This is a genomic window from Planctomycetaceae bacterium (genome assembly GCA_041398785.1).
In the GTDB taxonomy this organism is placed as follows: Bacteria; Planctomycetota; Planctomycetia; order Planctomycetales; family Planctomycetaceae; genus JAWKUA01.
This window is the reverse complement of sequence record JAWKUA010000020.1, coordinates 16,690-37,616: the sequence shown is the minus strand read 5'-3', so window position 1 is coordinate 37,616 and position 20,927 is coordinate 16,690. Positions and strand designations below refer to the sequence as shown.

General features: G+C 59.6%; 13 protein-coding genes and 1 pseudogene. 8 read left to right on the top strand and 6 right to left on the bottom strand.

Annotated features, from left to right (window positions below; genetic code table 11):
• Positions 1-44: 44 nt before the first annotated feature.
• Positions 45-3,317: a hypothetical protein gene (locus R3C19_20635; GenBank protein ID MEZ6062758.1), complete on the bottom strand. Its 3,273-nt coding sequence runs from the start codon at positions 3,315-3,317 to the stop codon at positions 45-47.
• A gap of 331 nt (positions 3,318-3,648) precedes the next feature.
• On the opposite strand from R3C19_20635, the gene R3C19_20630 reads away from it, so the two are divergent.
• From R3C19_20630 to R3C19_20615, 4 genes and pseudogenes are all read left to right on the top strand, one after another.
• Positions 3,649-4,296, top strand: a complete 648-nt coding sequence (locus R3C19_20630; GenBank protein ID MEZ6062757.1) for an OmpH family outer membrane protein — start codon at positions 3,649-3,651, stop codon at positions 4,294-4,296.
• Between the two features lie 134 nt (positions 4,297-4,430).
• Positions 4,431-5,369: a UDP-3-O-acyl-N-acetylglucosamine deacetylase gene (lpxC, locus tag R3C19_20625; protein ID MEZ6062756.1), complete on the top strand. Its 939-nt coding sequence runs from the start codon at positions 4,431-4,433 to the stop codon at positions 5,367-5,369.
• 65 nt (positions 5,370-5,434) lie between these two features.
• Complete coding sequence (gene lpxA / locus R3C19_20620) at positions 5,435-6,295, top strand: acyl-ACP--UDP-N-acetylglucosamine O-acyltransferase (protein MEZ6062755.1); 861 nt, start codon at positions 5,435-5,437, stop codon at positions 6,293-6,295.
• Positions 6,292-7,257: pseudogene (locus R3C19_20615) on the top strand (Gfo/Idh/MocA family oxidoreductase). The gene lpxA and the pseudogene R3C19_20615 overlap by 4 nt, the downstream one beginning before the upstream one ends.
• A gap of 138 nt (positions 7,258-7,395) precedes the next feature.
• Here R3C19_20615 and R3C19_20610 read toward each other — a convergent pair.
• Positions 7,396-8,673 carry an alpha/beta hydrolase gene (locus R3C19_20610; GenBank protein MEZ6062754.1) on the bottom strand — a complete coding sequence of 426 codons (1,278 nt, stop codon included), beginning with the start codon at positions 8,671-8,673 and terminating at the stop codon, positions 7,396-7,398.
• A gap of 385 nt (positions 8,674-9,058) precedes the next feature.
• Positions 9,059-10,861, bottom strand: coding sequence for a translation elongation factor 4 (gene lepA / locus R3C19_20605; protein MEZ6062753.1), 1,803 nt, complete (start codon positions 10,859-10,861; stop codon positions 9,059-9,061).
• Positions 10,862-12,063: 1,202 nt separating this feature from the next.
• Between lepA and R3C19_20600 the strand changes: the two genes are divergently transcribed.
• Complete coding sequence (locus tag R3C19_20600) at positions 12,064-13,773, top strand: Nramp family divalent metal transporter (GenBank protein ID MEZ6062752.1); 1,710 nt, start codon at positions 12,064-12,066, stop codon at positions 13,771-13,773.
• A 154-nt stretch (positions 13,774-13,927) separates the two neighbouring features.
• On the opposite strand, the gene R3C19_20595 is transcribed toward R3C19_20600, so the two are convergent.
• Both R3C19_20595 and R3C19_20590 read right to left on the bottom strand, forming a co-directional pair.
• On the bottom strand, positions 13,928-15,349 hold the full coding sequence (locus tag R3C19_20595; GenBank protein ID MEZ6062751.1) for a PQQ-binding-like beta-propeller repeat protein: 1,422 nt from the start codon (positions 15,347-15,349) through the stop codon (positions 13,928-13,930).
• 158 nt (positions 15,350-15,507) lie between these two features.
• The gene (locus R3C19_20590) at positions 15,508-17,136 is read right to left on the bottom strand and encodes a DUF4080 domain-containing protein (GenBank protein ID MEZ6062750.1); all 1,629 of its coding nucleotides are present in this window, start codon (positions 17,134-17,136) and stop codon (positions 15,508-15,510) included.
• A gap of 320 nt (positions 17,137-17,456) precedes the next feature.
• On the opposite strand from R3C19_20590, the gene R3C19_20585 reads away from it, so the two are divergent.
• Both R3C19_20585 and R3C19_20580 read left to right on the top strand, forming a co-directional pair.
• Entirely contained in the window at positions 17,457-18,179 is a 723-nt protein-coding gene (locus R3C19_20585) for a response regulator transcription factor (GenBank protein MEZ6062749.1), read from the top strand.
• Positions 18,180-18,261: 82 nt separating this feature from the next.
• A complete protein-coding gene (locus R3C19_20580) occupies positions 18,262-18,543 on the top strand; it encodes a hypothetical protein (GenBank protein MEZ6062748.1) in 282 nt (93 codons plus the stop codon).
• Positions 18,544-18,607: 64 nt separating this feature from the next.
• On the opposite strand, the gene R3C19_20575 is transcribed toward R3C19_20580, so the two are convergent.
• Complete coding sequence (locus tag R3C19_20575) at positions 18,608-19,426, bottom strand: alpha/beta hydrolase-fold protein (protein MEZ6062747.1); 819 nt, start codon at positions 19,424-19,426, stop codon at positions 18,608-18,610.
• 562 nt (positions 19,427-19,988) lie between these two features.
• Here R3C19_20575 and R3C19_20570 point away from each other — a divergent pair.
• Positions 19,989-20,870 carry a fumarylacetoacetate hydrolase family protein gene (locus R3C19_20570; protein MEZ6062746.1) on the top strand — a complete coding sequence of 294 codons (882 nt, stop codon included), beginning with the start codon at positions 19,989-19,991 and terminating at the stop codon, positions 20,868-20,870.
• Positions 20,871-20,927: the final 57 nt, after the last annotated feature.

Below are 20,927 nucleotides of genomic sequence, written 5' to 3'. Positions count from 1 at the left end.
AATTCGAACGACGTCGTCGACGTCCAACCCTCCCGCCGCGCGGCTTATCGAAGGTTGCGGATGCAGCGTATCAGACCGAAGCCTTCAGTACCGCTGACAGAGACCGCCGGCGATCCGGCAGAATCTGCATCCACCACAAGCGCTTGTCGAAGTAGACCAGGAACCACGCGGTTCACTTCGACCGCCCAAAGTATCCCCGGAACGACTGGTTCCTCGCTGAGTTCCGCAACGGGAATCGCTGCCTCAAATCGCCAGACGCTTTCGTCACTGCTCATCGCGACATACCAGTCCGGATTCCACCGGCCCGAAATCCAGCAGCGTTCGCTGGTTTGCCCGGACTCGTCGACCGAAAAACGAAACGCGGTTGCGTAGTCTCGATCCGTGTCGACGGCAAATTCCACGCGATCCAGAGTGCCATGGTCGGCGTCATGTTCGCGGTCCGGCAGACGCGTGCCGTCGCCGGCCAGCGGTGTCACGCGTTCCATCCGAGCGCCAACGTAAAGGAACTCGCGATCCCAGGACATCATCAACAGGCAGTCGGGATCGGTCTGCCCGGCAGAATCTCCGACGGAATGCAGCCGGATTTCCGTCGCGTCCTGCCAGCAGGCGTCGTTCAGAACTCCGTCGAGAAACGGCTTCTCGAAGGCCTCCGGAAGATTGACCGCCGGAATGGGGGTCTGCGCGGCTCCGTGGACCGCCTGCAGTTCCGCTCTCGCAAAGGCCGCGAACGGTCCTTCCTGTTGGGCGGCCTGTGATAACACCGCGTTGTGTTCTCCGAACAGGCGGCGGCGATTCAAATTCGCAGCCTCGCGCAACAGCATTAGTGCCGACACCCCCGACGAAGAACCGGAGTCACGAACGAAAGCCAGCGCCGTTGACGCCTGAGCGTCCCAGCGTGCGCTGACGGCATCACGATCTGATCCCTGAGAATTCGCCAGCGATTGCGCGACAGCCGGTCGAACAACCGGCTGCTGCACGAACTCCTCACTTTCAGGCTCCGGGCCGCGAATGTCAGACGTCGCGCCGACAACCTGCAGAGCGCCGGAGCGGGCGTTCGTCCGATTCCTCAGCAATCGAATCTCCGATGACGAATAGATCGTGAACAGCATCGCAGCGGCATCGATCGCTTCACTGCTTTCCGGAAAGCGGCGAGTGATTTCCTGCAATACGGCGATCAGCCCTTCCAGGTTTTCATGCTGCGAATGGAGTTGCACCAGATGTTGCAGTTGCTTCAGTGCGAGCGCCGGCGGAAGCCCCAGACCCACGCCGCGAACGTCGGCCGTCAGGCTGACATCCGACTTCAAATAGTGAACATGTCCCGTCAGTGCGGACTGCGAGACTCGGTGTTTCTGCAGCGTTTCCTCAAGTGGCGCGATGTTGCCGCGGCCAGCCGAATTCACCGCGCGGCGAAAGTCCGACGCCGGCTGTTGAGACAGCCCGGAAAACATGCGATTTGGCGTCGCCGCGGCCTGGGTACTTTCGTAGACACGATAGCTGACGGCGTCTTCGAAATATCCGTCCGCGGAAGTTCCGTCCGTGTGGAGATTTGACAGTTCCTGCTGACTGAAGTCGGCCACAAGTCCCGGCGTTGTGGCCAGGTGGACAAGCAGGTCATCGGAGGAATACGTCAGCGCCGATCGATCAGCGTCGACGGTTCGCAACAGCACGCGCGACGTCTGCCAGGGTTCAAGTCCCACAGCGTCCAGTGGAGCGCCACGATGATCCATCCCGGCGGCAATACGGCGAGCGACGTCGATTGCGTCCAGCCAGATTTCCGCAACCCGGTCATCCTCAGCGCGACGTTCGACTGTGATGACGTCCGGCCGCCAGGTTCTGATGGAGCGAGCAAGCCGCAGAGGAAGCAGCTCACCCAGTCGACCGTCTGTCTGCCGATTCCAGCTCTCCAGCAACTGTTTCTTGACCGTGTGGAGCTGAGGCGCTGTGCGAGCCAACATCCAGTCGCGTTCCGCTGCGTTGCCGCCGACCTGACTGACCGCTGCGGCGAATCGTTCTCCAATTGCGGGTTCATCAGACGCCCCGAGCTTCTCGACAGACGGCTGAATGACAACGCTGCGAAAGCCGTCGTTGCCCGAAACCGCAGCCAGCATTGTCAGAGCCGTATCAGATGGTTCGGTCACCAGACTCAGGACCGCACTTCGAAAGCCGGAACTCCGCACGCCGGTCCAGGTGACTCCGGAATCCGTCGACTTCAGAATGCTGCCGAATTCGCCGACGGCGATAACGACGGACGGACCGGCAAACGTCATTCTGCGGATGGGACTCGCCTGGTTCGTCTTCGAAAACTGCCATGAGTTTCCGTTGTCGTTTGTTCTCACGATCAGACTTCCCGGGCTGCCGGCGACGCACAACGTCGAACCCTGCTGTGCTGTCGTGGCGAAATCCATGACCTCCGAAATCGGCTGCGGCAGCGGTGCCGGCGGAACCTGCCAGGTGATGCCGCCGTTGTTGCTGTACTGCAGAAAGCCACCGTCTCCGGAAATCCAGCCCTGGCCCTCAGCGTTCAGACTGGCCGAACGCACCTGACGCAGTGTGGACGACGGACGACGGATGCTGATGAGCTTGTTGGCGACCACAGCACCGTAGGACAGAGCCGTGCCGACCACCAAACCGTCTCCCGGCCGAAGAAACGCTGCATGATTCCAGCCGCTTTGGTCCACGTCGCTGTCCAGCGGTGTCCATGTCAGGCCACCGTCGTCGGTCTGCAGCGCCGCTCGACGTTTTTCGGACTGACATGTCAGTGCGACGGCGTTCTGCAGATCGAAATACTTCACATACCGAATCCCGGGCAGGTCGTAGCCAGGGATTGCCCCGGTCAGTACTCCGGCGGAAGAATTTCTGTCGCGAGATCGTCCGTCAACGGCACTCCACGAATCGCCGCCGTCGCGAGTGGTGAGCAGGACGCCGCGGAGCTGTTTTGAATACGGGTCGAACCTGCTGCCCGCAACCCAGCCGATGCGGTTCGTCAGAAAACACACGCTGTGCAGGCTGCATTCGAACGGAAACAGGCGAGTCGTCCAGGACGTTCCCTGGTCGTTCGAATGCACCATCACGCCGCGCTCGCCGACGGCCCAGACGCTGCTGCCAATCGCACAGACGTCGTTCAATCTCGCGTCGGCAGCAATTTCGGCGGTCCGCCGAACCGGTCCTCGCGAAAACTCCGGTGCCATGGGGTCGGCATTCAGCAGACCGAAATTCGCCGCTGGAAGATCCGATCTCTGAGCCGCACTCGGACACGGCAGGTACGCTGACAGCAGCAGAATGGTGACCAGGAATACCGGTCGCGATCGTGGTTGCATCCCTGCCTCCGTGCGATAGCTTCGATCTGCGTTTTCGGGAAAGAGCCGCTCCGTGACTCCCGTGTCACCATGCAGGGCTCAACGCGAAGCCGCAACGGAGTACTGTTATCAGAAAACGGCAATTCCATGGAGATGACTTTTTGGAACGGCAGGAATCGCCGAACTGAGGGCTATCAGCGGAATCCAGGGCACTTTGCCGGCCGCGAAATTGCCAATCGTATTGACCAAATCCGGATGGTCTGAGACAGTCCTGCGACGCTTCAGCGACCTCACCCCCCCAAAAAACACGGCCCCACGGATCGGGGCTGAACTGGCAAAGGAGTGCCCCCACGTGAAGAAGCTCATTCTTTCACTGCTCGCCATCACCCTGCTGGCTTCCACCTCAGACGTCTTTGCTCAGGACGCCGGACGCAGCAGCATCGGGCTGATCGACATGGCCCACGTCTTCCAGAACTACAAGAAGTTCGAAGACCTGCGTGCCGGTCTGCAGGCGGAAATCGAAAAGGCTGACGCTGAACTGCAGCAGAAAGCCGAAGTGATGAAGCAGATGCAGGAAGAATTGAAGCGATTTGAACAGGGCAGCGCCGAATACGAACGCGGTGAAAAAGCTCTGCTGGAAGCCAAGGGCGATATTCAGGCCTTCCAGGCCGCCACTCAGCGAAAACTCGCTCGCCGCGAATCGGAGATGTTCAAGGTGATTTACTCCGACGTCACGCAGGCGGTCACTCTGGGAGCTCAGCACATGAAGTTCACCGTCGTCATGCGATTTAACCGCAAGGAAATCGACGACTCGACGTCCCCGGCCGAAGCCGTCCAGACAATGAACAAGACGATCCTTTACTTTCAGCCGGAAAATGACATGACCGACAGCGTGCTGAAATACCTGAACAACCGGTATGAAGCTTCGTCTGACGCTTCTCGCCCGCCGGTACAGCCTGCCAGTGCTCAGTCGCCGGCTCCGAATCGCAACCGCCGGTAGAGCAACTCACGGCCTGATTCCGGGCCGCCGGCAGATCAGCGAATCAGCGACAGCCAACACGACCGGCAACGGAAACTTCCAGCAGGGAATTCCGTTGCCGGCTTTGCTATTGAATCGACGGAGAACATTCACACGTGGTCAGAGTCTTTACTGATACACAGGACATCGGATCCCCATCCGCCGCGCTGGCCGTTTCGACGGATCGGCGGTTTCAGAAGACGCTTCAGAACCGTGTGGAACTGCACGGCCCCGGGTTGTTTCACGGCATCGACGCTCACGTCACTCTGAACCCCGCGGATGCCGGCTACGGAATTGTCTTCCAGCGGACCGATCTTGCAGATTCGCCGCGGATTCCGGCTTTGTGGTCGTCAGTCGCACACGCTCCTCGTCGAACGGTGCTGGCGTCGGCTCCGAATGTTCGGGTGGAAACCGTCGAACATCTGCTGTCCGCGCTGGCCGGACTGCAGATTGACAACTGTCATATTGAAATCACGGGACCGGAAGTTCCGGCGTTTGACGGATCCTGCCAGGCATTCTGTGAAGCGGTCTTTGACGCCGGCACCTGTGAACTGAGCAGCCCTGCGGCCATCTACAGGCCAGCCTGTGTCGTCGCGCAGCATGATGAATCCGGTCGCCAGTCACTGCTGCTGCGACCGTATCTGCGGCCACTTGCGGCGGTCACCTATCACCTGGATTACGGACGGCGCGGTCAGGTGCCGCCTCAGACGTATTCCATCGAGCTGACTCCCGAAAGTTTTTACCACGAGATCGCCGCGGCACGGACATTCGTGCTGGAATCGGAAATCGCCGCGCTCAGGTCGCTTGGTTATGGAAAGCATCTGAAGCACCGCGATCTGCTGGTCGTCGGCAGCGGCGGAGTCATCGGGAATCAGTTGCGATGGGCCGATGAATTTGTGCGACACAAGATTCTGGACTGCGTCGGAGACCTCGCTCTGAGCGGGCTGGAAATTCAGGGCCACCTCACAGCGTGGCGAAGCGGGCATCAGTTGAATCACAGATTGGCGAAGGCTGTTCAGGCCGATTCCGCGCGAGCCTGGTCTCGCGCGGCATAGGGCGGCAGGTCGAATGGATTCGATGCTGCAAACGGAACTCGGGGGTCTTGATCAGGACGATCAACATGAAACCGAAGATCTCTCCACTTTCCCAGGTCCATCCGTCCGCCCGAATCGGCGACGACGTCGAAGTGGGACCGTTCTGTCTGGTTGGCCCGGATGTGACCATCGGAGACGGCACCATCCTTCAAAGCCACGTGGTTCTGAAAGGACGCACCACGCTGGGGAAGCGAAACCGACTGTTCGCCGGCTGCGTCATCGGCGGCGAACCGCAGGACGTCAGCTACCGTGATTCCGACACGCAGGTTGTGATCGGCGACGACAACCTGTTTCGCGAAGGCGTGACCGTCAATCGGGGAGCCGAAAAGGAAGACCACGTCACCCGCATCGGCAGCCGCAACATGTTTATGGCCAACAGCCATGTTGCTCACAACTGCCGGATTTTTGACGGAGTCATTCTGGTCAACGGCGTTCTTCTGGGCGGCCACGTACACGTACATGACGGCGCGATCATTTCCGGCAACTCCGTCGTGCATCATTTCTCGACGGTTGGGCGGCTGAGTTTCGTCAGCGGAGGCTGCCGCGTGCCGCACGATATTCCTCCGTTCATGCTGGCCGCGGGAAGTGACAACCCGACGCTGAAAACCGTGAACGTGGTCGGAATGCGAAGAGCAGGCATCTCGGATCATTCCATCGACGTTATTCGACAGGCGTTTCGTCTGCTGTATCGCAAACGAAAATCGCTGAATGAAGTGATGTCGATTTTCGAAGAAGAACTGGATGGCGTCATTCCCTTTGAACTGTCCCAGCTTCTGACGTTCGTGGATAACCAGCGAGCCGGAAAACTGGGCCGGGCCAGGGAAGCCTTTCGCGACAAGAAGCCGGACACCGATTCCGGCGCCAGTGATCAGCGGGATGCGGCATGAAACGCTTGCGAATGGCAGTTGTCGGCGTCGGTTCTCTGGGCCGACACCACGCGAGAATTCTTTCAGGATTTGACGACGTCGATCTGGTCGGCGTGGTCGATGCCCGCAGGGATCACGGACGCGACATCGCCGAACAATTCGGGACCAGGTGGTTCTCCAGCGCCGATGACCTGCCGGACGATCTGGATGGCGTTGTCGTCGCGACTCCGACTGTGTTCCATCGCGAATCAGCGTCGGGGTTTCTGCGCCGGGGAGTCTCCACGCTTGTCGAAAAACCTCTGGCGTCCACGGTGCGGGACGCGGAAGTGCTGCAGCAACTGGCAAAGACCAGCGGCGCGGTGCTGCAGGTCGGACACATCGAACGATTCAATCCCGCGATGCAACTCGTCGCCAGCAAAGTCCGCGACCCGATGTATCTGCGGTTTCAGCGAGTCAGTCCGTACAGCTTTCGATCCACCGACATCGGAGTCGTGCATGACCTGATGATTCATGACATCGATCTGGCGATCTGGCTGGCGGGCGAAATGCCGGTGTCGGTGGAATCGTTCGGAGCCGTGGCAATCGGACCTCACGAAGATACGGCAATGGCGCGACTGCGAATGCCGGGCGGGACAATCGTCGACATCACATCCAGCCGAGTTGCTCCCGCAGCGGAACGTTCAGCGCAGATCTGGGGATCGTCCGGCTGTGTCAGTGTCGACATGCAGTCCCGGGAAGTGACTCACTGGCGGCCTGCCGGACAGTTTCAGAAATCGCCCGGACTTGTTCACGCAATCATCGCCGCAACGGCGGACCCGATGACTCTGAAGGATCGTGTCTTCGGCGATTGGATTCGCGAAGAACGTATTCAGGCCGACGCCACCGATGCTCTGACGGCTGAACTGCGGCATTTCATCAGCTGCATCCGCCGGCATTCCGTCCCCATGGTGTCAGGAATCCAGGCGGTCCAGGCGATGCAGGTCGCGGATCAGGTGCTGAGCGGAATGAAACTCTGGTCATTCCAGCAGGAAAGTGCCTCCGGTGACGCGAATCCTTCCGCCGCGCTGCGTAGAGGGGCTGCGGGCTTTGTTGCCGGCAGACAACATGACGGTTTCGAAACGTCACTGCTGAACGGCGCCTGCCGGCGACTCCGTTCCGGCAAGTCTGACGGCTGCCGAGACCGTTTCCGGAACCTTCACCGGACGCAGCAGCCGAGCCAGCTGGTCCAGGACACCCGGATTGCTGCCGTAGTAGGAATGCCCCAACGGGTCCAGTCGATTGACTCCGGACACATGAATGACCTTCATCCCGTCGACTCGCACGCGAGCCCGTGAGTCGCCGGCGCGGTGCCCTTCGCCGTTGAAATGCAGCGATCCTTCCAGGGCCATGTCAGAGTCCGACGCGTACAGCACCATCGTCCGCGTAACGTGACGAATTGACGAAGCGAAGTGTTCGAAGCGGTGAGCCTCAACGTCCGGGGCCGCCAGAACCAGACTCGCAAGTGCGGGCGAGGTGATTCGTTCGGTTGACCACGTCCCCCAGGCAGGAAACTGCTCGCGCATGTTTGCCGGCTTCAGGACCAGCTCTTCACCGTGAGGTCCGATGTTGCCGGCCAGAGCATTCAGGGCTCGCAGCGTCACGCGGTTCCCCATGCTGTGAGCCAGCAGGTGCAGCCGAGTTTCTTCGGAAAGCCGGCCACGCAGTTCCGCCAGCACTTCCGCCAGATTCCAGAAGTATCGTTCGGCCACGGCGGCGTCAGTGCCATAACCCGTTTTTTCCGCAGCCGAAGGCCAGCTAAATACGATGACCACGCCGTGAAACGGCATGTCTTCGGCCAGTTGAGCAGCTCGGGCGGTGGCCTGTTCGAGCGTCACGTTGAAGCCATGCACAAATACCATGATTTCCGGAACCTGCGACGCTTCCAGCATCTGCTTCACACCGTCGTAAAACGTACCGGAATCCGTCATCCGCACGGCATTCAGCGTCAAATGACCTGGCTCCGCCGAATCCAGCACGAAGGCTCCTCGCGCGCGGTTCAGCGGCACCGTGACATCACCAAAACCGAAAGCGGTTTCAGGAATCGTCTGCAGCATGTTCTGAATCTGACCGCTGATGCGCGTCACTCCCGCGGGAACGATGGAATGGTTCCGTCCGAAGCTGCGATTCGTGGCAACGGCAATTCGCCAACGGCTGTGCTGCGGATCAACCTGCTGCCGAGCCACGGAGGTTGATGTTCGAATGCCGGACCAGTGGTCGCCGAAGATCGCATCGCCCTGCACAACTTCAGGCGGGTCGAACAGCCAGCTTTCCGCGTATCGAAACCCGAGTCCCGCCAGCGCGATGAACAGCGCTCCCAAGCGTACCCGTGCCGATTTGAAGACTTCCGAATTCCATTTCATGCTGAGTCGCCCGCCGTCCCGGTCGTTTCACTGTTTCGTGAAAGACGCAGTCTATCGAGTGAACGATCGACTCACGCCACCCGGGATCGGCGCTGCGACCAACTTCGACGGGTCGCAGCTGATGCCGACGCGAACTTCGGCCAAACCTGCCGCTGACACGCAATTCCGGGCCACGGCAGTACCCGGATCATTCGTGCGGTTCAGCAATCCTGCGAAGAACGACCCCTGCCGACGATTCGGTCACGCTCCAGAAACGCAGCCAGTACGATGGGACTCCGATCAAGTCGCGCGCCGAAAGAGCAGCCAGTACGATGGGACTCCGATCCCGTCGCGCAAACTCGACGGGGTCAAAGTCCCGTCGTAATTAGAGGACGAATCTTCCGGGCTAATCTTCCCGCGTGGATTCCAGCACGGACAGGAAGGCTTTCTGCGGGATTTCGACCTGGCCGAACTGCTTCATCCGCTTCTTGCCTTCCTTCTGTTTCTCCAGCAACTTGCGTTTTCTGGTGATGTCGCCGCCGTAGCACTTCGCCGTCACGTTCTTCCGCAGCGCGGAAATTGTTTCGCGGGCGATCACTCGCGTGCCGATGGCGGCCTGCAGGGCGATTTCGAACTGGTGCTTGGAGATTTCCTTCTTCAGTCGCTTCACCAGCGCCCGACCGCGGCGTTCGGCCGTCGAGCGATGGACGATCGTCGACAGCGCGTCGACTTTCACGCCCTTGACAAGGATATCCATCTTGACCAGGTCGGCCGGATCGAAACGGATGATCTCATAATCCATCGTGCCGTAACCGCGAGTCACGCTTTTGAGCTTGTCGTACATGTCGTAGACGATTTCGCTGAGCGGCAGCTCGTAGATGATCTGAGCCCGCTGCGGGCCAAGGAATTCGGTGTTCTTGTAGACACCGCGGCGGTCCTGGCACAACTGCATGATCGCGCCGACGTTTTCGGAGGGCACAATGAACCCGACCCGCGCAATCGGTTCGCGGAATTCGTCGATCACGCCGGCGTCCGGCACTTCCTGAGGATTGTCGATGGTGATGACTTCGCCGGTTCGCTTCTTGATTTCGTACGTGACGTTGGGAGCGGTCTGGATCAGGTCCATGTCCTGCTCACCTTCCAGCCGCTGCTGGATGATTTCCATGTGCAGCATCCCCAGGAAGCCGCAGCGAAAACCGAAGCCCAGAGCGTCGCTGGTTTCGGGCTGGAAGGAAAAGCTGGAATCGTTCAGGGAAAGTTTCTGCAGTTCTTCGCGAAGGTTTTCGAAGTCCGTCGCGTCGATGGGATACATGCCGCAGAACACCATCTGCTTCGGCTTTTGGTAACCCGGCAGAGCTTTCTGGGCGGGATTGCCAAGCAACGTCACCGTGTCGCCGACCGTGACATGGCTCAGGTCTTTAATGCCCGTCAGAATGTAGCCAACCTGTCCGGGCCCCAGTTCGCTGCAGGGCGTCAGTCCCGGACGAAACTGGCCGATTTCCAGAACTTCGTGATTCAGCTTTTCTCTCATGAAGCGAATCATGTCGCCTTTGCGAACGCAGCCCTCGACGACTCGAACGTACGTGATCACGCCGCGGTAGTTGTCGTACTTGGCGTCGAACACCAGTGCCTTCAGCGGAGCATCCCGGACGCCGGACGGAGCGGGCATGCGTTCGATGATCGCCGCGAACACATCTTCCACGTTCTTCCCGGTCCTGGCACTGACTCGCAGCGCGTCGGAAGCGTCCAGGCCAAGGATCGTTTCGACTTCTTCCAGCACCTCTTCGATGCGCACAACCGGAAGATCGATCTTGTTGACGACGATCACGATTTCCAGATTCGCTTCAATGGCAGCGTACGCGTTGGCGACAGTCTGCGCCTGCACTCCCTGAAACGCGTCGACCAGCAGCAGCGCTCCTTCGCAGGCCGCCAGACTGCGGCTGACTTCGTAGTGAAAATCCACGTGCCCCGGCGTGTCGATCAGGTTCAGTTCGTACTTCTGGCCCTTGTACGTGTAGTTGATCGTCACCGACCGCGCCTTGACGGTGATGCCGCGATCGCGTTCGATTTCCAGGTCGTCCAGGATCTGCTCCCGAAACTGGCGTTCGGTGATGGTGCCGCTTTTCAGCAGCAACTGGTCGGCGAGCGTGCTTTTGCCGTGGTCGATATGCGCCACAATGCTGAAATTGCGGATGAACCTGGGATCCATAAGTGTTCGCGTTCGTTCCCGCGTCGATCGGGATTCAGTCGGACAGAGCGAAGGGCGGAGTGCGGCCGAAAAGCCAGGCCGGGTATCCTAATGAACGCAAAACACAGTGGTCGAGAGCCGATTCCCGGATTCTCGGATGCGGCTGGCACCCGTGCGCTGCATCGGACTACGGATTTCGCTCTGTCGTGGAGTGTCGCACAGACTTGATCTTTCGGCGCACCAACGCCACGCAGCAGCACGCTGGCCACACGGAAAAAAACAGCGTTGAGTACCAAAGCGGAAAGGCGCAGAAGAGGGAAAAGCCGGAACCCCACCGTTTCAGGCAGAATTGAATTGACGTTCGCATCGACGGCGGACCGAACAATTTTGATAGCCGTAAGGCGATGCCGGAACAAAGGTTTCCAAATGGGAGAAGAACTCTCGGAGATTTGCCAACTGGATCTCATCCGTAATGACTAGGATCTTTACGCAACCGAATCCGGCCGCGACGTACGATGAGTATCGCCACGACACACCGGAGGCCGTTTCCTGAGTCGCGGCATCGGCGAATGCCGAGAGGATCGCACAGGTCATACAGAAGGAAAGCAGGAGTCGACGGGCTAACTGTTTCATGACGGGCTCCGCCTCAATCAGAAATGCGGCGCACTGGATGGGGAGAACGCGATTCGCTCGGCCGGCAATCACCATCCAGTTGCAGTGAAATAGCCACAAAGCCATCCCGCACTAACAAATCAATCATCTGCGCCAAACCGTCGCTACTGCAAAGCAGACAGCGAATGCAACGCCGACCCAGACGTACCACCACGTTGACAGCAAGTCTGCAATCTCCAGTTTCCGCTGCAGCGACTCCGGTACTTCGGCGCCAAACTCCGGCGGCACAATTCCCCGATCGAGTAGCCTCAGCCATGCACCGGCACTCGGCTCCGAGGTGCCCCGCGTCTCGATTTGGTGCCGTAGAAAACGAATGAATGCACTGCGAGCGTATGCGCAGTAGCCATATCCGCATACAGTCACGAGGCTGGCAACGACAGACGCAATCACGAATCGCAACTCGACCATGCGCGACATCATCCCCATCCGGGCTCCAGAGTCCTGCGCCATTCGCAATGTCCCGTCGCTGGCGTGCGAATTCCTTTTCCGGCGACTATTCTGTGAGCCTGACCCGACGCCGTCTATCAAGATTTGAACCAGGCAGCGAATGAATGACTGAATCCGCTGAGACTCCCGGACTTGACCGTCGCCAGTCCGGAGACATTGTCGAACCGCCGACGTCGCTGTGGGCTATCGTGCGGCAAATCGGGCCGGGGCTGATCATCGCCGCAAATATCGTCGGGTCCGGTGAACTGATCATGACCACCAAGACCGGAGCACAGGCCGGGATCGCTCTGTTGTGGCTGATTCTGATCGGCTGCCTGGTCAAGGTCTTTGTGCAACTGGAACTTGGCCGCTTTACGATCAGTCACGGCGAAACCACTCTGTCCGCGCTGTCCCGCGTGCCGGGGCCGCGGCTGAAACGTGTGAACTGGGTTGTCCTGCTGTGGGCCATCATGATGCTGACCACGGTTGGTCAGCTCGGCGGCATTGTCGGCGGAGTCGGACAGGCGATGGCGCTGACCTTTCCCTTCACCGGCGACTACCGCGACGCTGTCCGAATCCCGGCGGAAACGGATATTCAGGCCTACGCAAAGTTCGTTTCAGGCGGTGCAGACAGCGAAGTTTCCCCGGAACAGGCGCAGCGGGATGCCAAGCGTATGGCCTGGATCAAGCGGGACCTCGACGCTTTGGGAGATCACGGGACGGTCCTGCTGAACATGGCCATCGAGGGGCAGCCTTTGGTCGATGAAAAAGGAAACAGTCTGACGGAACTGAACACGATCGATCAGAAGATCTGGGTGATCGTCATCGGATTTCTCACGGCGTGGCTGTTGTTCGTCGGGAGATACCGCCTGATTGAACGCTTCGCCGTGGTGCTGGTGGTTTCGTTCACGGTGATCACGATGGGCAACGTCATTTCTCTGCAGCAGACGGATCAGTACGCACTGTCGGGCGAGTACATTATGCGCGGGCTGATGTTCGGATTGCCGGAAGGCAAGCATGCGCTGCTGACGGCTCTGGCGACGTTTGGAATCATCGGCGTCGGCGCGACGGAGCTGATCAGCTATCCGTACTGGTGTCTGGAAAAGGGCTACGCTCGATCAGCCGGTCCGCGCGAATCGAATGACGCATGGCTGAAACGAGCCGTCGGCTGGTATCGCGTCATGAAGTTTGATGCGTTCGCGTCGATGGTCATTTACACGATCGCCACAGCCGCCTTCTTCCTGATGGGCGTGGCTGTGCTGCATTCGGAAGGCCGTGATCCCGAAAAGAACCGACTGGTCAGCACGCTGGCGGAAAGCTACGTGCCGGTGTTCGGCGAATACGCGCGCTGGCTGTTTCTATTCGGTGCCATCGCCGTGCTGTATTCAACGTATCTGGTTGCCAATGCCAGCAACGCCCGCATGGTCGCCGACTTCATCGGCGTTCTGGGCCTGAGCACCAGCGACGCTGATTCCACCGAACGGCGACGACTGGTCACAATCTGGTCGGTCATCCTGCCGCTGGCATGTGTCGTTGTGTTTCTGACATACGAAGCTCCCGTTCTGCTGATCGCCACCGCCGGAATGGCGCAGGCTGTAATGCTGCCCGTGATCGGAATCAGTTCCATCTACTTCCGTTATCGCGAAACGGATGTCCGGCTGCGGCCCGGAGTCGTGTGGGATACGTTGCTGATTACGTCCTGCCTCGCACTGCTGATTGCGGGAACATGGGGCCTGTACGAGGCCTGGCAGAAACTGGCTCCGGCAGCGCCCGCAGCCGCGGCTCAGACGGCATCGGCGACGGATACTTCACCGGTGACCGCGGCGCCGAAGTAACGGCCTGTGTTCCCTTCGGGCAGCGCGATGAAAACGCCGAGCGTCACAGAACACTCGGCGTTCAGATTCACGGAATTTTTTTCGACCGCGGTACGCGTTCGGAGACAAGCCGGATGTCGTTTGTCTGCGGCACGCGCTTGGCAGACTGCGAAAGCTATTCCTTCGCAACGCAGTAAAGGTGCTTGTCGGATCGCAGAAAGATCCTTCCGTTGCTGATGGCGGGAGTTCCACCGAAGGATTCGGAATCTTCAGTGACTTTGTTCACGGCAAGTGATTCGGGTTCATCACCAGGTCGAAACACGTGCATCTCGCCGTCGCCTTTCAGGTAGTACAGCTTTCCGTCGGCGATAACGGGTGACGGATAATCCATTCGTCCGCCAAAACCGCCGCGTCCGCCGCCACGGCCCCCGCGTCCGCCGCCGCCGCCGCGACCTTCACCGCCGGGCGGAGATGTCCCGCCGGCAAGGCGTGTCTGTGACAGGCGGGTACCGGATTCTGCGTCGATGACGCTGATGGTTCCGTTGGCGATCGAATACAGGCGACCTTCGTACAAGACGGGCGACGGAAAACTGCCGGTGTCGGTTTCCGACCACACGGTCTGCGTCGCCGTAACATCGCCCTTGCCGCCCGCCTTCAGCGCGACGGAACCTCCGTTGCGACTCGTGACCGCGTACAGCACATCGGAGTCGTCGTCCACAACAACGCTGGCATTCGCCTGTTGAGCACCGGTCGCTTCGGCGTACCAGCGCAGCTTGCCGTTGTCCGGATTCAGGCCCCACATTTCGAAGGGAATCAGCAGCACAAGATCGGTTCGCCCGTCCTGAAGTTCCACCAACGCGGGAGTTCCCCACATGTTGTCCAGCGACTCCGCTTCCTGCTTCCAGACTTCCTTTCCGGTGGCGCCGTCCAGCCCCACCAGCGCCCGACTTTCCGCCGCGGCCGTCACGATCACCAGGTTTCCGTACACAATGGGACTGGACGACGAACCCCATGCGTTTGAGTCGGACTCAGAACCCACGTTCGTCTGCCACAATTGATTGCCATCCATGTCGAAGGCGACGACCCCCGACTTTCCGAAGAACGCGTACACTCGTTCGCCATCCGAAGCCGGCGTGTGTGACGCGTAGCCGTGAGCAGGCACGCCGATTCCGGAATACGGATCTTCAGGAAGAACAACGTCGACGGTCTTGTCCCACAGCACGTTTCCCGACGCGACATCAACGCAGACCAGGTGGCGTTTCAGATCCCTGATTTCACCGGGATTCTCGCGGTCAAGTCCGTAGCCGGAGTAACACGTCACGAAGACTCGATCGCCGACGACAATCGGGCTGGAAACTCCAGGGCCGGGAAGTTCCGCCTTCCATTTGACACCCTGATCGGGACTCCACTCAACGGGAGTCGCCTGGTCGTCCGCGGCGATTCCGGTCCCGTTCGGACCTCGGAACCGCGCCCAGTCGGCAGCCAGGGCCACGTTCCAGCCGGGCACAGTCCAGCCGGCCAGTGCGAACACAGCCGCAGTGATGGCCGTTCGATGAAGGCAGCGGGCAATTGATCCAGCAACTCGTCCAGCAATCATAACGTTCTCCTTTCGATTCCACCGTGAACGGACCATTGCGGTCCCGGGATCCGTTTCGCTCTGACAGCGAGCGCAGGATACCAGAAACAGGACACTGAAGTAGAAACCATCGGCAGCGATGGATGATTCGCGCGAATCCGAATTTTGCTGCGAATGATTCACGACCGGCGCTGCGGTGCGGAAAGTTCCGGTGACGCGTGTCGAGCCTGTCGCCGGGGAAGTCGGCTCACGGGTCCCGTGATTTCATGCGGCGGCGGAAGGTCAAACGATCGCAGAAACAGCGGCTTGTCGGTCCTTCCGCCGCGCACGTAGTCGCCCCAGATCGCAGCCGCGACAGCTCCTGAGTCGAGCCCGCGAATTGTTGTCAGAAAATCAAACAGCCGCTCAGCCAGCCGGATCAGCGGGATGCCGGATGACCGCTGCTCATGCCCCGCCAGCCAGTCACAGAATTCACAAAACGCTTCGAACGGTGACCGGGCATGCGTCCACAACAGCGTTCTGGAGTACCGAAAGTTTCCGCTGTTCGAGACCAAATCCCAGTATCGTGCGAAACGTCGCAGACGCTGCATCGTCGCGAAGTCAATCAGGCGATTGCTGAGAATTTCGAACGGCGGCTGGCTGCTGTAAACCATCTGCCATTCATCATCGTGACGGATGATGGGAGTTCCCTTCAGCCGCTTCAGAATGCCAATCTGAATTTCCTGTGGATCTAGCTGCACCAGCCGGTCAAAGCCGGCCGCGAAGCATTCCATGGATTCGCCGGGAAGTCCGACAATCAGATCCGCGTGGAGATGAACCCCGGTTTCCCGCCGCAGAAAGCGAAAGTTGTCCTCCAGCTTGTCGTTGTCCTGCACTCGGCTGATCAGCGAGCTGACGTGATCGCTGAATGTCTGGACTCCGATTTCAAACTGCAGCACGCCGTCGGGAAACTGAGCAATGATTTGTCGCAGCGGCTCCGGAAGCCGGTCGGGGATCATTTCGAAATGAAGAAACAGACCCGGCTCGCAGCGTTCCAGAAAGAACTGCAGAATCGCCTGGCTGATTCGGACATTCAGATTGAACGTTCGGTCCACAAACTTGAACCGCCGTGCTCCGCGATCAAGCAGCGTCTGCATTGCGGAAAGGAAGGCATCGACGCCGAACAGCCGCACGGGAATCTCGAGCGCCGACAGGCAGAACTCACACCGGAACGGGCAGCCGCGCGACACCTCGACGTAGATCACTCGGTTCGCGATGTCTTCATCGCTGTACAGGTCGTATGGCAGTTGCACGTCGGTCAGCGCGGGAGTCTGCGCGGCAATGATCTTTTGCAATGGGCGGCGGCCGGTCAGCAGTTGCCGGCAGAGTTCCGGAAACGCCAGATCCGCCTCACCGGTGATCACAAAATCAGCGGCACGGACAATGGGCTGGTCGTCCATTTCGTAGCTGACTTCGGGACCTCCCGCGACGATGATGATGTCCGGACGCAGGCGTTTCAGATCCCGAACGAGCTTTGTGACCGGTTCCACATTCCAGATGTAGACGCCGACGCCAACGATTCGTGGTTCGCCGGCCAGCAGCGAATCAAGCACGTCGACAGTCAAGTCGCCGATGCCGAACTCCAGCATTGTTGTCCGCGATTGCAAGTCCCCCATGTTGGCCAGCAGGTAACGCAGCCCGAAGGAACTGTGCTGGTAGCGAGCGTTCAGGGTCGTGATGACGATTTCGGACATTCCGGGATCGTACCGCACGGCAGCATCGCTGTCCTTTGCCGCTGGTACGACACCGGTGCCACGATCGGCGCACAAGACGGGAGCGGGTTCCTTTTCAGACGAAGACGGCCGCCGTTGGAACGGAAACCGTTCCGGGCCGGCTGCCGGCTGCGGCGGAGTAAGGACATCGTCGTTGACATTAAGTACCGATTGCGGCAAGCTTAGATCGCCAATTCCGCCGGAATCGGATTGGTTCCCATCACCAAAGGTCTCAGAACAGCCATCGCCATTCCAGCGGGATTCCCCGAGTCGGCAGCGATCACAATTGGTCGCCCGTCAGGCAGCAACCGTCAATTCCAGACAGACAGTAGCCGGACGACCTTCAGCCTGACGACCTGTCTTCCATGCGGTATTCCATGATTTCCAAGAACGACCGGTCTGAACAGCAGCAGGAGACACTCGCCGTGAACAGCGTGTTTCAGACTCAGCGACGGGTTCTCATCATCGACGACCACGCTCTTGTGCGGGACGGCGTCCGCCTGCGCGTCGAAAGTGATCCACGATATCTTGTCTGCGGTGAAGCAGCCGATACGGCGGAAGCGCTGGAGTTGGTCGCCGCGCTTAATCCGGATATGGCAATCGTCGACATTTCTCTGAAGACAGGCAACGGTCTGGATCTCGTCAAACGCATGCTGTCGGTTCGGCCGCAACTGTTGGTCGTGGTGTGCTCGATGCACGACGACCTGATCTACGCCGAACGCGCATTGCGCGCGGGAGCTCGCGGGTACGTCAACAAGAACCGTTCCTCAACAGACCTGATGGAAGCGATCAGGACTGTGTTCGACGGCCGTCTGTTCGCCTGCGATGAAGTCGTGCAGCGAATGCTGATTCGCAGCGGAGGACGCAAGTCGGACAGCAAAGACGATGATTCACCCGTTGACCGCCTGACGGATCGCGAACTGGAAGTCCTGGAACGGATCGGCAGAGGTCACGCCGTGGGCCAGATTGCATCGGAACTGCACCTGAGTCCCAAAACCGTCGAAACCTACCGCGACCGCGTCCGAACGAAACTGAATATCGATTCCGCTCACGAGCTGCAGCATTTCGCGTTTCGATGGGTGAGTGAGCACAACGAATAGGCTTCATCAGCCAGGTCCAAAGTCCAGCGCTGGCTCCGGCAGCGCCGTCCGGTGCGAATCGCAAACGAATGCCGAGTGCCTCATGACCGACGGAGCGAACAAGATAACCCGGGTCCGCCAGGAGGAATCCGGAACGCAGCGTTCGGCGACGCCCGCGTCTGCCTCAAGACAGCAGATCCTGCATGATCTCCGTAACTGCCTGTACGTCATTCGAAATGGCCTTGAAGTGCTGCAGGCCGGACCGCCGCGGGACGACAACACGGCGATGGTCATTCGAATGATGCAAAAGGAAGAGACGCGGGCAACACAACTGCTGCAGGACTATGAGCAACTGACGACAGGCGGTCATTCCGGCGGTTCCTGACTGCGTTCGCACATCGCGCAGCCCGCAGCGAAAGAGCCTTCCGGCGGGACGCTGTCAGCACCGTTCAGTCAGACCGCGTCAGTCCGGCAACAATGTGACTCACGGCAGCGTCGGCCATGTGATTGAAGTAGTCCCAGGTGTGGCCTCCGGCGGATGTCTCCAGGTCACGTTCGTGCAGAATTCCGGATGACGACAGCTTCATCGCCAGCAGCGCACAGCCTTCAAACCAGTCCTGATCCGCCGGATCGCAGCAAAAGAACTGGTGCCGCGGCCAGGCCAGCGGGTGCAGATTCAGAACCACTGTGTCCTGCCGAGCTTCTTCGGCGCTGGCATACATTTCGTCCAGCGTCAAACCGGCACCGTAAAGCTGGTGGAAGTTGACGGTCGGTGAGATCGCCGCAACGACCGGAAACAGCCTCGCATGACGAAAGGCAACCTGCAGCGCTCCCTGGCCTCCCATGCTCACCCCCAACAGTCCGACGTTCGGCGGAACGATCCCCCAGCGGTTCTTAATCAGCGGAACGATGCCGTCCAGCAGCCATTGATGCGGCGTCTGCTGCGGATCGAATTCTGGACAGATGCGGTCCATCCACCACGACCGTCCGCTATCCGGGCAGACCGCGGCAAGGCGATGGCGTTCAAACAGTTCGCTGAAGACACTGTTTTCCTTAAGCATGACGCGTCCGTGCCCATGCAGAAACAAGACACAGCCGGACAGCGGAGCATCGTCGGGCGGATCAAACACGTCGACTCGCCGACCGTCAATCTGCAGCGTGCTCCATCGACACAGCGCATGGGAACCGGAAGCCGAAACCGCTGAATGAGGATCGGCATCAGCGGAGTGATCTGGTCCGAAGATCCGTGTCCTGATTCCTTTGAACATGTGTCGATGCTCTCTTGTGCGGCGCCGTACATGCCGCATCACGGTCGAGTTTAGCGGAAGGCTGGCGGCCAGCAGCCAAATTCTCAACCGCCCGTCACACGACGATGTTGTGCCGCGATCGTCCAGTCCGAAATGCTCACTTCAAATCATGGCGATTTTCCTGAATGCGTCGAGCGATCTCGGACCGAACCGTGAGTTCCAGGACAGCGCCGTTCGGTCGCAGACACAGTCGATCCGAGTTGGCGGTGGCATTGCGAAGGTTTTCCAGGCTCGCCGTGAGCGGCCGATACCTGCAACTCAGATGCAGCAGACGACGTCTGAGGTTCGGCATGGCCATGAACACCTGGCCGCGGTCGCTGCACAAGAAAGCGGCTCGTGGCTTCATCTACGCCAATTCGCTGCAACGATTGCCACCGGACGGACGTGTCACTTCGGAACGTTCGGTTGAAGCCGCCTGCGCGCGACAATACGATCGCGAAACTCACATACGGTTTCGTGTTCACCCTGCACCGGGAAGCCGGCGGGGACTTGTCGCCTCGTCCACCACCGAAGGAAGCAACTCATGACTGCACGATTTCTTGCCGCTGCTGTTTTGTCCGTTTTGTTGACAGCGACCGGTAATTCCGACACTCAGGCGGCCGATGAGCCGGCAAAGGACGGTACGATGAAATTCGCGCGATTCCGAATTAACGACCACACAGCATTTGGAATCGTCGAAGGCGACAGCGTGCGTGAACTGTCCGGCTCGATCTTCGGGGAATGGTCAAAGACCGACACCGTGCATTCTTTGTCCGACGTCCGATTGCTGGTGCCGACACAGCCAAAGCACGTGTTTGCGATGGCCGGCAACTACAAGAGCCATCTGAACGACGCGGAGATTCCGCCGCTGTTTCGGATTCCGCAGCCGTTCTTCAAGAGCCCGTCGTCGCTGGTCCGGCACGAAGGGAACATCGTGCTGCCGAAGAACGCGACAGAAGAGGTTCACTTTGAAGCCGAAATGGTGGTCGTCATCGGAAAGCGGGCGAAAGATGTGTCAAAGGAAGAGGCGCTCGACTACGTGCTGGGAGTCACCTGCGGCAACGATGTCAGCGAACGCTTCTGGCAAAACGACGAGAATCACAAAGACGTTCAGTGGTGGCGCGCCAAGGGAGCTGACACGTTTGGACCCTGCGGCCCGTTCATCGTCAGCGGCCTGAACTACGACGACCTGCTCCTGACATTGCGGCTGAATGGTGAGGTGAAGCAGGAGGAACGCACCAGTCAGATGATCCACGACGTGGCAACGCAGATCAGCTTCATCACGCAGCATGTCACGCTGCTGCCCGGCGACCTGATCTTTACCGGTACCAGCGGGACAACGTCGGCTCTTCACGCCGGCGATGTCGTGGAAGTGGAACTCGAAGGCGTGGGAATCCTGCGCAACAAGGTTGTCGCCGAAAAGTAGCCGAAGCTCACGGAAGTTAGGCTCAGGCGACATCGCAGAAATCGATGAACTCTGAAG

Bases quoted from the DNA above. Each gene is read 5' to 3' on its own strand.
- R3C19_20635 (MEZ6062758.1), bottom strand. From the start codon at position 3,317: ATGCAACCACGATCGCGACCGGTATTCCTGGTCACCATTCTGCTGCTG.
- lpxA (MEZ6062755.1), top strand. From the start codon at position 5,435: ATGAAACCGAAGATCTCTCCACTTTCCCAGGTCCATCCGTCCGCCCGA.
- R3C19_20610 (MEZ6062754.1), bottom strand. From the start codon at position 8,673: ATGAAATGGAATTCGGAAGTCTTCAAATCGGCACGGGTACGCTTGGGA.
- lepA (MEZ6062753.1), bottom strand. From the start codon at position 10,861: ATGGATCCCAGGTTCATCCGCAATTTCAGCATTGTGGCGCATATCGAC.
- R3C19_20600 (MEZ6062752.1), top strand. From the start codon at position 12,064: ATGACTGAATCCGCTGAGACTCCCGGACTTGACCGTCGCCAGTCCGGA.
- R3C19_20595 (MEZ6062751.1), bottom strand. From the start codon at position 15,349: ATGATTGCTGGACGAGTTGCTGGATCAATTGCCCGCTGCCTTCATCGA.
- R3C19_20585 (MEZ6062749.1), top strand. From the start codon at position 17,457: ATGATTTCCAAGAACGACCGGTCTGAACAGCAGCAGGAGACACTCGCC.
- R3C19_20580 (MEZ6062748.1), top strand. From the start codon at position 18,262: ATGACCGACGGAGCGAACAAGATAACCCGGGTCCGCCAGGAGGAATCC.
- R3C19_20575 (MEZ6062747.1), bottom strand. From the start codon at position 19,426: ATGTTCAAAGGAATCAGGACACGGATCTTCGGACCAGATCACTCCGCT.
- R3C19_20570 (MEZ6062746.1), top strand. From the start codon at position 19,989: ATGACTGCACGATTTCTTGCCGCTGCTGTTTTGTCCGTTTTGTTGACA.